We start from the raw sequence: 12,994 nt of genomic DNA, 5'->3' as shown, positions 1-12,994 counted from the left end.
AATAGCGGCCACGCTATTTTGAGCACTATTTTGGAACATTCCCATGGAAATTAAGGTCAACTTTCTCGATAAGCTTCGCCTGGAAGCCAAATTCGACGATTTCACGGTCATCGCCGACCAGCCAATCCGCTACAAGGGAGACGGCTCGGCGCCTGGACCGTTTGACTATTTCCTGGCGTCGTCGGCCTTGTGCGCCGCGTATTTTGTGAAATTGTATTGCTCAACCCGCAATATCCCGACCGAGAATATCCGCCTCTCGCAGAACAATATTGTCGATCCTGAAAATCGCTACCAACAGATCTTCAAGATCCAGGTGGAGCTGCCGCCGGATATCTCGGCCAAGGACCGCGAAGGCATCTTGCGCTCCATCGACCGCTGCACGGTCAAAAAGGTGGTGCAGGCCGGCCCGGAATTCATCATCGAGGAAGTGGAAAATCTGGACGCCGATGCACAGGCCCTGCTGACCATCGACGCGACATCCGGCTCGAGCACCTACATTCCGGGCAAGGACCTGCCACTGGAGCAGACCATCGCCAATATGTCGGGCCTGCTGGCCAATCTCGGCATCAAGATTGAAATCGCATCCTGGCGCAATATCGTTCCCAATGTCTGGTCGCTGCACATCCGCGACGCGCACTCGCCAATGTGCTTCACCAATGGCAAAGGCTCGACCAAGGAGAGTGCACTGGCCTCTGCATTGGGCGAGTACATCGAGCGAATCAGCTGCAACCACTTCTATGCCGGCGAATTCTGGGGAGAAGACATTGCCAACGCTGACTTCGTGCATTATCCGAATGAGCGATGGTTCAAGCCCGGCCGCAAAGACGCGCTGCCGGCGGAGATCCTGGATGAATACAGCCGTGGAATCTACGACCCGGATGGCGAACTGCGTGGCTCGCATCTGTACGACACCAATTCCGGCAACGTCGATCGCGGCATCTGCTCCTTGCCGTTCGTGAGGCAATCGGACGGCGAGGTGGTGTACTTCCCGACCAACCTGGTCGAGAATCTCTTTGTCAGCAACGGCATGAGCGCTGGCAATACGCTGGCGGAAGCGCAGGTGCAATGCCTGTCCGAGATTTTCGAAAGGGCGGTCAAACGGGAAATCCTGGAAGGCGAACTGGCCTTGCCGGACGTTCCGCAGGAAGTCCTGGCGAAATATCCGGGCATCCTGGCCGGCATCAAAGGCCTGGAAGAACAGGGCTTCCCGGTACTCGTGAAAGACGCATCGCTGGGCGGAACCTATCCAGTGATGTGCGTGACGTTGATGAATCCGCGCACGGGCGGCGTGTTTGCCTCGTTCGGCGCACATCCGAGTTTTGAAGTCGCGCTGGAACGCAGCCTGACCGAATTGCTCCAGGGCCGCAGCTTTGAAGGCCTGAACGACCTGCCGCGTCCGACTTTCGTCAGCAACGCCGTGACCGAACCAAACAACTTCGTCGAGCATTTCATCGATTCGAGCGGTATCGTGTCCTGGCGCTTCTTCAGCGCCAGATCGGATTTTGACTTTGTTGAATGGGACTTCTCCGGCCAGGGCGAAGACTCGAATGCCGAGGAAGCCGCGGCCTTGTTCGGCATCCTCCAGGACTTGGGCAAGGAGTCCTACATGGCCGTGTACGACGAGCTGGGCGCGACTGCCTGCCGAATCCTGGTGCCAGGCTATTCGGAAATCTATCCGGTGGAAGACCTGATCTGGGATAACACCAACAAGGCGCTCCAGTTCCGCAACGATATCCTGAACCTGCACCGCCTGGACGACGAGAGCCTGGAAGCACTGCTCGAACGCCTGGAAAACAGCGAACTTGATGAATACGGCGATATCGCGACCCTCATCGGCATTGAATTCGACGAGAACACGGTCTGGGGCCAGCTGACTGTGCTCGAATTGAGGCTGCTGATTAACCTGGCCCTCAACGAATACGAAGCCGCGCGCGATCTGGTCGACGCCTTCCTGCAGTATAACGACAACACGCTGGATCGCGGACTGTTCTACCAGGCCCTGAGCGCGGTGCTGGAAGTGCTGCTTGATGAAGAGATGGAGCTGGACGATTACGTCGTCAATTTCCGCCGCATGTTTGGCGACGAAAAGATGGACGCGGTCATCGGCTCGGTCGACGGCAGCGTGCGTTTCCACGGCCTGACCCCGACCAGCATGAAGCTGGAAGGCCTCGACAGGCATCAGCGCAAGATCGACAGCTACAGGAAATTGCACGCGGCGCGCGCCAAGGCTGCAGCCAAAGCCCGTTAAGACCTGGCAGGAAGGCAGCCAAGGCTGCCAAGTGTGCAGGCGAGGGCGGTTTCCAGCGGTGTATGCGGTTCGGCGCCGAGTACATTCCGCAGCCGCTGGTTTTCCATTCGAACGGTGCGCTGCCACAGGTAGCGCATTTCCAGCATTTCACGCAGGGTTTCGTTGAACGGCGCCGCGAGGCGGACCAGCCACCAGGGAAAGGCCTTCAGCCTCGGAGGCTTTGCGCCGTGCGACTCGATTACGCTCTGGATCGCGCGTCCGAATTCGGTGCCGTCATGATCCCAATAACCGGCCATGTGATAGCTGGCGAAACGCGGCAACTTGTCGCGCATTTCGAGCAAAGCAATCATGGTGGCCGCAACGTCCGGCAGGTATGCGTACTGATGCCCAATACCGGGTGAACCTGGCAATTTGACTTCTGCCGGCACCTCGCCGGGCCGTATCATCCCTTGCGAAAGCCAGTTATTCCGGGCATTGGGTCCAAAGAAGTCCCCCGCACGGACGACGATTGTTCGCACGTTTCCACGCTCGCTGGCTTTCCGTAGCCGCGTCTCCAGTTCGACGCGAATTTTGCCTTTGCGTGTAAGAGGGCGCTGCAACGAGTCTTCACGCAGGACCGGGAAGGCGTCGGGGCCGAAGTTGTAGACGGTTCCCGGCAAAACGATGGTCGCGCCTTGCGAGGCCGCAGCGGCAATCGTATTGTCAATCATCGGCAAGACCAGCTGGCTCCAGCCTCGATAGCCTGGCGGATTGACGGCATGGACGATGACAGAACACCCTTCAGACGCCCTGCCGACATCCAGCGCGTTCATTGCGTCGCCCTCAATCCATTCGACGCCATCAGCCATGCGGTTTGCTACGCCCAGGCCACGTTTCAGCGCACGAACTGTCCAGCCTCGCGCCACGAGTTGGCGAACCATTTCGCCGCCGATTCCACCGCTCGCGCCGAGTATCAATACCGATTTTCGATCCATGACATGCTCCCTTGAGTTGACGATGAAGCAAATTATGGCCAAACTCCGGCCCAACGAAAATTCCCTAAATCCTTGTAGTGGCTATACAAATTTGTATGACAAAGTCGATTCCCTGGGATCTGTACAGGACCTTTTTGCACGTTTTGGACGCCCAGTCCTTATCCGGCGCCGCGCGATCGCTGGGATTGACGCAGCCAACGGTCGGGCGCCACGTTTCCGAACTCGAGTCCGGCCTGGGTTTGGCCTTGTTTACGCGCTCCCAGTCAGGGCTGCAGCCAACGGAGGCCGCACTGCAGTTGCGGACCCAACTCGAAGAAATGCAGCACGCCGCCGCGTCGATAGAACGCAGCGCCCACGGACACAGTGCCGTTCGCGGCGCCGTAAGGATCTCGGCAAGTGAAGTCGTAGGCATAGAAATCCTGCCATCGATCCTGGCGCCGCTTCGCGCCAAACATCCTGAACTGGCGATCGAACTCGTGCTGAGCGACGCAGTCCAGGACTTGCTTGGTCGAGAGGTCGACATCGCCGTGCGGATGACGCAGCCGCAGCAGGATCTTTTATTGGCGCAGCGCGTCGGTGAGGTCGCCGTCGGTTTCTACGCGCACAGGGATTACTTGGCGACGCAAGGCGAACCGAAAAATGTTGCGGACCTCGCGCGTCACAGCTTGATCGGATTCGACATGGAGACGCCATTCCTGCGGGCGGCCAGCGCAAAACTGGGCGCCTGGAAGCGTGAAGGGTTCGCATATCGGACAGACAGCAATCTGGCGCAAATGGCCTTGGTCCGTGCAGGCGCGGGCATTGGCGCATACCAGGTTGGACTGGCGGAGCGCGATAAGACCCTGGTTCGTGTCCTGGAAAAGGAAATGCACATGGCAATGACGACATGGATCACCATGCATTCGGATTTGCGGCACAGTGCACGTTGCAAGACGGTTTTTGATGCCTTGGCGGTTGGATTGAAGGATCTATGGGAATAGCCATATGTCAAGGCTAAGTAGAAATGTCCGGTTGCCAGCAAAATAGAAATGTCTGAACCAGCTCCTTAGGATTTGCTTTGGTTAGAACGTTTTGGCGTCGATGCGGGGCGGCGTAACGGTGTTTTGGCAATGGCAGCGCACAGATCATCCATGTCCAGCTGGCGAACGGACTTGGTTCCCGGTGTCCGCTGCATTTGTGCTGGCGGCAATCCAAGGTTGGTTCTGGCGGGCTTGTTCAGCCGGCGCCTGCTGTCCCTAATCTTTTGCATTTCCTGTGCAATTTCAAGCACGTGCCCAAGACGCTTGTTCTCGACAATCGATGCCTGGTTTGCCACCGGTAGTTTGTCGTAAGTGGTGTAGGCAAGGGCGCTTCCGTTCGCCCGGACTTCTATCCGACCATCCGGATATTCGTAAACCTCGACGTAATGGCCAATCTGCTTGCGCGCTTCCGGCGTATCCGCGAGCAGATAAAGCATCTTGTCGTATTGTAGGCTCAAGCTGCGTGAGACCCGGCGCCGTTCGCGTGCCGTGAAGATGAGATCGAGATCTTCATCGTCACGTACCGGCCGGTGTGCATCCAGGTCATTGCGCGGCGGTTTAGCAAAGCGGCGGTTGTAGTCGGCGATGAAGGTCGGCGCCCAGCGATTGGCCGTCGCCAGCATTGAAATGCCCTGTAGACGCAGTTCCTTGACGAGCCGGTCCTGTAGGCTCAGATTCATGCGCTCCACGCGTCCTTTGGCCTGTGAAGAGTTGGCACAGATTAAGTCGATATTGAGCTCATAAAGCGCCCGTGCAAACTGCGTATGGCCGCCATTTTCTGCAGCGCGGCCACTGTTGTTGCGGAAGACGGTTGCCTTGTCGCTGTAAAAGGCGACGGGTTTGCCATGCTGCTCCACATAGGCACGTGTGGCTTCAAAGTAGCTGAAAGTCGATTCCGTATAGGTGAAATGCAGGTACAAAAGACGGCTGGTGGCGTCATCGACAAAGACCAGGAGCGTGCATGCAGGGGCTCGTTCTTCGAACCAGGCATGATTGCTCCCGTCGATCTGGATCAATTCACCGTAGCAGGCGCGTCGATTGCGTGGCTGGTAGACCCGCAAGGGCAACTGACGACGAGGAACCCATAGACCAGCGTCAATCATCAGCTGCCGTACCGTTTCCTTGGATAGCAGAACACCATGTTGCTCGCGCAGCTTCTCGCAGGCGAATGTCGGTCCAAAATCGGGATAGTGGTCACGCAGCAGGCGCACAGCGCGATTTACCAGTTCTTTGGGGAGTTGGTGGTTGCTCGAACGTCCACGATGGCGGGAAACTAGGCCAGCAGGGCCTTCGGCACAGTATCGTTGGACCAGCCGCTGAACTTGCCGTGCGGTGAGCTCCAGACGCTGCGCAGCCAGGCCCGGCCGGAGATTGCCATCCACCACGGCTTGAATCGTCTTCAGCCGATCCGCTTCGCGCATACTCATCGTAATTGTCCCGGACTTGGCCATGGCGGGCTCCTTGAAGTGGAGCATCCAGCTTGCGCCGAGGCCATCTGAAATGCGACATTTCTATATTGCTAGAAGCGGACATTACTACTTTGCTGCGACACCATAACTTCGCATAATCTATATTATGTCAAATCATGCGTGACCCTTATCGCCGCTTACGCCGGTCCATCATAGCGCTCAGCAGTCCAGTGCATCCACCTAATTCTTCCAAATTACCCACCTAAAACTTTCCCTTTTGCCCGAAAAGTCGCTGGGCCATAAGCTTTAGGTGGCTTTTGGGAGCTTCTAGAGTGCAAAGGTGTAAGTTTTAGGCCGAAATATACAAGTGTTCGATCTAGTGTCCAGACGGCGCTGGGACGGCTTCATTAAGCAGACTGCAAAACGGCTAGACTGAACGGAAATATTGCGCAGCATTAGATGTCAGATGACTACTTTAGTGCCGCGCATTGACGGAACTTCTCTCAGACTTGAAATTCCGGAGACCGGATAAGCTGATCAAAGAAAGCGGAACTGGTATAGGCTGCGTAACCCTGCCAGTCCTTGGCCTTGTTGGCATCTGCGAAGTCACATACGGACTTTATGGCTACAGCAATAGGCGAAGGTTTCAACGCGTACTCTGCAGCAGCCATTACTGCATACGCCTCCATTTCAACGGCGATGATGTCTCGATTTTGGAGTGTGATTCCATCGACTGCTTTGTCATTCGCTACGACACTGGCACCAGAGGCCATTGGCCCAACCTGAACTTTAAGCTGCCCCTCTGGGACTTTGGAGTTCCAGCCCATCCGAATAGCCTGGAGAACCTCGGGATTCATAGAAAGGTCGACACAAAGCTGACTTACTTGAGTGTTCAATGGACGTTGCTGTGGAGACATCAAGAATACTCGCTCCCCATCTTCGCCCTCTGCAATTTTACCACTGCCCCAGTCCCAAGTCGGATCAGCAACAATCACATGTCCTAGTTCAGTTTCCTTCTTGATTCCAGCACAAATGCCAAGCATGACAATGTACTTTGGCCTAAACAGCAGGCACATTTGCGCCGCCAACGCCGCCGACGATGGCATGCCTTTGGTGTAAGCTGCAGCAGCTACTAAAGACAATTTCACACCATCAGGTCGCTCCAGACTGCCATAGTTATAACTGACTGGATTATTCGGATATCGAATAGTTTTCCAGCCGTAAGGAAGATTTAACACAGCACCCAGCTCTGAACGAAGGGCTGTAATAATAGCGATATCGACCTTTGGATAAGTCTCGCCTCCCCTTTCCTGCTGAGCCTTAAGATAGCGAACTTTTGAGAGCAAAATTGCCTTCCAACGCTCATCGGCTGGACTATAAAGGCAGAGCTGCGCGCCTCTCTTGAATGACTCCAACTCAGCCTTTTCGATCAACTCTTCCTTTGCTGTAATGAAAAGAACAGTTTTAGGAAGCTTAATCTTCTGATCCAGCATTAGCATGTCAAAAAATGCTAGGCCTCCATCCATTTTTGGTGGAGCGCCAAGCATTTCCGGCAAATTTAGGTCAATTAGCACCAAATCGAACTCTGCATCCTGAAGCGCCAACCTGGCTTCACGTGAAGTAGACCGATGAACTAAATTATCTTCCCCGAGTCCTGTTTCGGATAATGCGGCAATAATACTCTGAGCCTTCTCAAACTCATCATCTACCAATAATATTTTCATTATTCTATTCTTTTATCCAATCTGATTAATTAGCGCGCCTAACGCATTTTTCCAACCTTCCTGGCCAGAGTTATAATAGACCATACCAAGGAAAGTCGGCGCATACATAGTCTTAAGCTGCTGCTCTAACTGAGCAAACGACATCTTATCTGGATTTTCGCCAAATAAGTCAAACATGGTGATGACGATCGTCGGTATATTAATGCCGCGCAACTTCATTTGCGATAAAATGTCACGCCCTGCAAAATGTTCAGGTGCGCCGCCACTAGGATCTTCTTCGGTTGCATTATAATTCGGCATGCTCATGTCAAGCAAAATCACATCAAGCGAACTTGATTTTATTATCGCGCGAAGTCCAGCATTGAAAGATCGCGCAATCTCGACCATGGCATCCGGGTACTGAATTTTAATGAAGCTTAGAACTTTCTCCGTCTTCTCTTCATCATCTTCAATCAGAAGTATCTTCATTATCGTCCTGTTCAATGTTGTATCGAATAATGGCTTCAAACTGTCCGTTATCTGAGAAGCCAAACCAGAAGTATGGATCTTTATAAATCGGCGAAGTAATCGCGCGCCATATCTTATGGAAGCCGCTCCCGCCTTCGCGTTGAGCACGTGCTCGCGAATCACTTTTTGTTAAGGACTCACGAACTTGCGTTACCTTTTCAAGGTCGGCAGGCGTCGGCTTCTCCGCAGCAATATTATTAGCCACCAGTGCTGAGAATTTGCCATCCTGCAACAACAGTTCCACTTTTATGCGTAATAAATCAGTCGGTAACCCAGATCTGATTGACGCATTATCAAGTAAGCATGCGAAAACGTCCACCATAGCATCCAATGTCCTTCCTGGCATCAAAGCACCCGATGTGCCCATGGAAATTTCCACCTGCAGATCATGATTGCCATTTGGAATGGTCTTTTGAACCATATTCAAAGCAATCTGCGCAGCATATTCCGGACTATAATCCTGCCTATCGTATACCTCGTTGCGATTAAACCAAGTCTGAACTATATTGAATTTCGTCAGGAAATTCGTTCTCGCTCTTGCCATCGCATTGATCAAACCACTTACGGCCTGTTGATCACTAATGTGATTTATTTTATCGGCAAGTCGATCAAAGCTTTCTAGGAAATCTGTTCTCACCTTGTCACGCAGGGTTTCGCGAACAGTCGTTAGATTTACATCAGTTTTCTCCCAAAGTGATTCAATGCAACGGTCGATAAATTGTTCAATGTTCGAAACCTTTTTATCGAACTCTTGAACATACTTACGCTCCAAATTTGATGATTTATAAACAAATAGAGCCTCATCCTTATCCGATTTGGAGGGAATGTCATGATGGATCCGAATCTGGATTAATCTATCGCGTACGTGCTGGATGATGTCGTCAAACGTTCTTGTAAAATCATCAAGCGCTTCGGTGACGTGCTGTCGCTCATCTAAATCAAGCACTTCTAAGTCAGTATCCCAATTCGTATTCGGCAAATAGCCTGACTCATCTTCCTTAAGTGCCGTCACCAAATGTTCGTCAGCAAGTGGTTTGCGTAATGTATTGGCAAGCGTCCCATGGCGCACACGCGTGCTGAGATACGCATTTAATCCATGGTCGCCCCTGAGGAATTCATTTGTAACTTCCGAGAATAGTGCACTAAACTGGAGATCTAACTCGGATTCCTTGTAGTCAAGCACATGAAGCGAAGAAAGTATATTGGTTAATGATGTGTCGTTCTTTGAGAGATTATCCGAGACCAAATCAGCCAATTTTTCCATGACTTGATCCTGTTGATTTGGATTGGACTGAGTGGCGCCCTTATAGCGCGTATACGTATCACCTAGCTTTGCATTGAGTGTTTTCTTGATAGCGATAATATCAACATACACCTTGGATTGCTCGACCAGAGTTGTTCCTTTAGCAATTTCTTGGCGCTTCACTCGATCTCGAATTTCCTCTTGATAGCGATATGAATTTTCAGGGTCAAGCGACGCCAGTACACGACAAACCGCTATTCTCGCGTCTTCAGTCTCCTTAGGAGTTTCGTATAACAATGTTTGACGCATAATTTCAGGGCGCCAAACTCGATCCAGATAGGCAATTACCCTGTCCTTGCCGATCTTATCAATTAGATTAGAAAAATCTTCGGCGCGCTCAATATTGTTGGCCAGCTGATATCGTTCAAATGAAAACTTGAGATGAGTTAACTTATCTTCTCCAAAGTAAGCACTGTAAAGTTCGAATAAGATTGGGAGTGAAATAGAATCTGGCCAGTTTTCGACCGATTCTAACTGTGCAACGACCTCGGGGATAGGAAGAACAATAGGTACTTCCTTATTAATCAAAGCACCAAAAACCACCGCATCCACGGCCTTGGCGACCTGCCCCATGGCGAGATACGCTAAAGCCGCGCACGCCGCAGCACGGAATCTTTCAGAAGCGGTCCCAATATTCATTAGCGAAGAAAACTGAATCGCAGCGAGTTGATAGTTGCCAGCGGCCAAATTGTGGCGTGCTAGATACCTTTCAAGTCGTGGACCGTCAACCTTACTCGAACTGACGCCCACTACCAATGCGTTCAAGATCTCATTTGTAATAGGGAACGCTGAACTCACATCGCTATTTTTGCAGAACGCCACCTTCGCTGCGGTGGAAAGCGATAACGCTGTGAAAGGCGAAATGAAACGATCAATCGACAGAACATACTTGCTCGCTGCACTAGGGAATTCTGTCGTTTCACGTGCCAAGGCATCACTCATTATCGCTCTAGCGATGACTGCCCATGAGTGCCCGTAGAATCGGTCGTGGATAGTGTAGATTGCGAATGCAGCTCCATAAGTATCTTTCCTAAACTCAAAGAGCCTGGTAAATAGCCGCACCAGCTCGCCGAGGTATCCCGGCAAAGACACGACCTCACTCTCTGTCGCAACAATAGCCTTCGCCATCAGTGCGCAAACAGAGATATCGTCAGGGCTTTCAAGCAGATACGCCGCTCCGCTGTTTATGACATCGTGGTAGACGCCGGCGCTATACGCGTCAATGATTCTTGCGCGCGGGCCCTGCAATTCTTCTACTGTGATCACATAACGGGGATTCAGAGTGCGTTCGATCGCTCTAATACGACAATCCTCGATTCCAAGGCTATACTTAATGAACTTTAGAATTTCTCCACCAAGCTCATTGGGAAGATCTTCATCAATGGCCACGGACTGCAAGGTAAGAATAAGCGTCTCGTAGTGATCAATCAGAGATGACTGGGCCTCAAAAAGCAGTGTAGGCGCTATATTAGAAGTTGAATACTGGCCAAGTTCAAACAATTTAGTTCGAACGTAAGCCTCAAAGTAGGAGTTCGTTGATTCACCAAAAAAACGAGCAATTTCGTCTTGCAAATAGTTTTTTAAACCAGTTGCCTCACTACGCTTAGAAATGAAACTTATAAATAGCCTGGGGAGGCTGCTGCTTGGTGCGGCCGACAAATATTCGCCAGCTAATTGCCGCTTCTCTTCGAGACCACTCCAGACCTGTGCTAACGATAGTCGATTTTGGATAAGCCACAATGAAACACCAAACTTATCTTCAATTTCCGTCAATATTAGCTGTGCATCTTCGCGAAGATCCAGTATCACGCAACGCTCAAACTTGTTGCGCAGCCTTGTGAATTCGGATAGTTCATCTTTAAACAGAGATGCACGATACAAACCCCACATAAGCTCTACCTGGGGGCTCGCTGGCCTACCGTAAGCAGGTACCGAAAATAATTTGTCAATACGTTGTGGGAAAGGGCTGCCGTGAAAAGACTCATAAATGTCTCGATTTCGGAGAGCTGATTTTAGGTAATACATCAGCTCAGGAATATCGTTCTTCATCTTTAGTGAGAACAAAGCGTTGGCTCGCCGCATGCCACCAACCCTTAATTCGGTAGCAATTCTATCTGCCTTGATCTTACGTGGATCGACTGCTTTATTGACACGTTTTTTATTGGAGCGAACCATACATTGACTTCAATATCTATGTTTCGAAAAATTCTGCGATTGTACCTAAACACCAGGTGAGCACTAGAAACGAAGCATTGGAAAGATGAAACACCAATACAAAATACGTCTGGAAGTTGACTTAGCGAACAGCCACCGCATTGCTGGCACATGCAAGCACGCGGCTCCGGCAGGTTAGCTCGTTTTCTAAAGTGGACCTGTCAGGAATTTTGTGTGCCGGGGTCGCGGTTAATTAATTGATCGCGTTGGTAAAGCGTTCCCCAAACAGGATGGCAAATTGATTGGCGGCCATCTTCCAGGTCCGCTGCGGCATCTTCCAATCTTTTTCGATATTGCGCAAGGCCAGGTACAGCAATTTCGTCGCTGCCTCGTCGTTCGGGAAGTGCCCGCGATTCTTGACGATCTTCCGCAAGCGCATGTGCAGGCTCTCAATGGCGTTCGTTGTGTAAATGATTGAGCGTACTTCGGGCGGGTAGGCAAAGAACGGGATCACCTGCTCCCACTGGCGGCGCCACATGGCCACCACTGTCGGGAAACGCTGGCCCCAAGGGCCTGCTGCAAAGGCGTCTAGCGCCGCCGCAGCCGCGTCAGCGTTGGCAGCCTGGTAGATTGGCTTAAGCGCCGCTGCAAGCTCTTTACGGTCCTTCCACGACGCCAGCGTCATCGAGTTGCGAATCAGGTGCACGATGCAGGTCTGGATATGCGCCTGCGGGAACACTGCCTCAATCGCTTCGGGGAAGCCGCGCAGGCCGTCAACGACGGCAATCAGAATGTCTTCCAGACCACGATTACGCAGCTCGTTAAAGACTTTCAGCCAGAACTTGGCGCCTTCTGTTTGTTCGATCCAAAGGCCCAGCACTTCCTTGCGGCCATCGGCCCGAATGCCCAGCGCCAGGTACACGGCCTTGTTCTTGACGGTGCCCTCATCGCGGATCTTCAGGCGCAGTGCGTCAAAGTAGACGATTGGGTACATCGCTTCCAGTGGGCGTTGCTGCCACTGCGCCACTTCGTCCATGACCTCGTCGGTGATAGTGGAGATCAGGTCAGGCGACACCTCGGTACCATACAGCTCCAGCAGGTGCGCCTGGATTTCGCGAACCGTCATGCCACGGGCATACATGCCGATTACATGGTCGTCAAAACCCGGCATACGGCGTTGGTGCTTGGCGACCAACTTGGGCTCGAAACTGGAAAGACGGTCACGCGGGATCTCTAGTTCCAGCTCGCCGCCTGGTGCCAGCACGGTCTTGCGGCTCTTTCCATTTCGGTGGTTCTTGGCGTCGCCTTCGGTGGCGAGATGGTGGGTCAATTCAGCCGTCAGCATGCGCTCGGCCAGCATTTTCTTCAGCTGGCCGGCAAGGCCCGATTCACCCAGAATGGACTCGGCGTCCTTGTTCTCGACCTGGGCCAGCAACTGGTCGATCAGTTCAACGGGGAGTGGATACTGCTTCTTTGTCTTTGGCTTCTTAGTGGTCATTACGTCGGTCATGGACAATCCCTTTCGGTATTATTTCATGACCCCGGATTCACACTAAAATTCTGACAGGCTCTCTAAAGTTCCATACTGCTTACGCAACGAAGACGTCCTTGCACACGCTGACTCCAAATGCATAGCGCCTGCAAGTTAAGGGTCTA

At 52.2% G+C, this 12,994-nt stretch carries 8 protein-coding genes; 2 read left to right on the top strand and 6 right to left on the bottom strand.

Annotation, left to right across the window (positions count from 1 at the left end; genetic code table 11):
• Nucleotides 1-43: 43 nt before the first annotated feature.
• Complete coding sequence (locus ACN9MU_RS17495; protein ID WP_426343182.1) at nt 44-2,248, top strand: OsmC domain/YcaO domain-containing protein; 2,205 nt, start codon at nt 44-46, stop codon at nt 2,246-2,248.
• Here ACN9MU_RS17495 and ACN9MU_RS17490 read toward each other — a convergent pair.
• Nucleotides 2,245-3,222 carry an NAD(P)H-binding protein gene (locus tag ACN9MU_RS17490; protein ID WP_426343181.1) on the bottom strand — a complete coding sequence of 326 codons (978 nt, stop codon included), beginning with the start codon at nt 3,220-3,222 and terminating at the stop codon, nt 2,245-2,247. The two genes, ACN9MU_RS17495 and ACN9MU_RS17490, sit on opposite strands and share 4 nt — an antisense overlap.
• A gap of 95 nt (nt 3,223-3,317) precedes the next feature.
• On the opposite strand from ACN9MU_RS17490, the gene ACN9MU_RS17485 reads away from it, so the two are divergent.
• Complete coding sequence (locus tag ACN9MU_RS17485; RefSeq protein WP_426343180.1) at nt 3,318-4,202, top strand: LysR family transcriptional regulator; 885 nt, start codon at nt 3,318-3,320, stop codon at nt 4,200-4,202.
• A 65-nt stretch (nt 4,203-4,267) separates the two neighbouring features.
• On the opposite strand, the gene ACN9MU_RS17480 is transcribed toward ACN9MU_RS17485, so the two are convergent.
• The 5 genes from ACN9MU_RS17480 to ACN9MU_RS17460 form a co-directional block, all read right to left on the bottom strand.
• Nucleotides 4,268-5,692, bottom strand: coding sequence for an ISNCY family transposase (locus tag ACN9MU_RS17480; RefSeq protein ID WP_426343179.1), 1,425 nt, complete (start codon nt 5,690-5,692; stop codon nt 4,268-4,270).
• A gap of 461 nt (nt 5,693-6,153) precedes the next feature.
• Nucleotides 6,154-7,374 (bottom strand): hypothetical protein, encoded by a 1,221-nt coding sequence (locus ACN9MU_RS17475; protein WP_426343178.1) that lies wholly within the window; start codon nt 7,372-7,374, stop codon nt 6,154-6,156.
• Between the two features lie 12 nt (nt 7,375-7,386).
• A complete protein-coding gene (locus ACN9MU_RS17470) occupies nt 7,387-7,842 on the bottom strand; it encodes a hypothetical protein (protein WP_426343177.1) in 456 nt (151 codons plus the stop codon).
• The gene (locus ACN9MU_RS17465; protein ID WP_426343176.1) at nt 7,823-11,359 is read right to left on the bottom strand and encodes a hypothetical protein; all 3,537 of its coding nucleotides are present in this window, start codon (nt 11,357-11,359) and stop codon (nt 7,823-7,825) included. Before ACN9MU_RS17465 ends, ACN9MU_RS17470 begins: the two co-directional genes overlap by 20 nt.
• Nucleotides 11,360-11,591: 232 nt before the next feature.
• Nucleotides 11,592-12,848 (bottom strand): IS256 family transposase, encoded by a 1,257-nt coding sequence (locus ACN9MU_RS17460; RefSeq protein WP_426323405.1) that lies wholly within the window; start codon nt 12,846-12,848, stop codon nt 11,592-11,594.
• Nucleotides 12,849-12,994: the final 146 nt, after the last annotated feature.

It is taken from the genome of Pseudoduganella sp. R-32 (assembly GCF_049913245.1).
Taxonomy (GTDB): domain Bacteria; phylum Pseudomonadota; class Gammaproteobacteria; order Burkholderiales; family Burkholderiaceae_D; genus Rugamonas.
This window is presented reverse-complemented; position numbering and strand designations above follow the sequence as displayed.

Bases quoted from the DNA above. Each gene is read 5' to 3' on its own strand.
- ACN9MU_RS17470 (WP_426343177.1), bottom strand. From the start codon at position 7,842: ATGAAGATACTTCTGATTGAAGATGATGAAGAGAAGACGGAGAAAGTT.
- ACN9MU_RS17485 (WP_426343180.1), top strand. From the start codon at position 3,318: ATGACAAAGTCGATTCCCTGGGATCTGTACAGGACCTTTTTGCACGTT.
- ACN9MU_RS17480 (WP_426343179.1), bottom strand. From the start codon at position 5,692: ATGGCCAAGTCCGGGACAATTACGATGAGTATGCGCGAAGCGGATCGG.
- ACN9MU_RS17490 (WP_426343181.1), bottom strand. From the start codon at position 3,222: ATGGATCGAAAATCGGTATTGATACTCGGCGCGAGCGGTGGAATCGGC.
- ACN9MU_RS17475 (WP_426343178.1), bottom strand. From the start codon at position 7,374: ATGAAAATATTATTGGTAGATGATGAGTTTGAGAAGGCTCAGAGTATT.
- ACN9MU_RS17495 (WP_426343182.1), top strand. From the start codon at position 44: ATGGAAATTAAGGTCAACTTTCTCGATAAGCTTCGCCTGGAAGCCAAA.
- ACN9MU_RS17465 (WP_426343176.1), bottom strand. From the start codon at position 11,359: ATGGTTCGCTCCAATAAAAAACGTGTCAATAAAGCAGTCGATCCACGT.
- ACN9MU_RS17460 (WP_426323405.1), bottom strand. From the start codon at position 12,848: ATGACCGACGTAATGACCACTAAGAAGCCAAAGACAAAGAAGCAGTAT.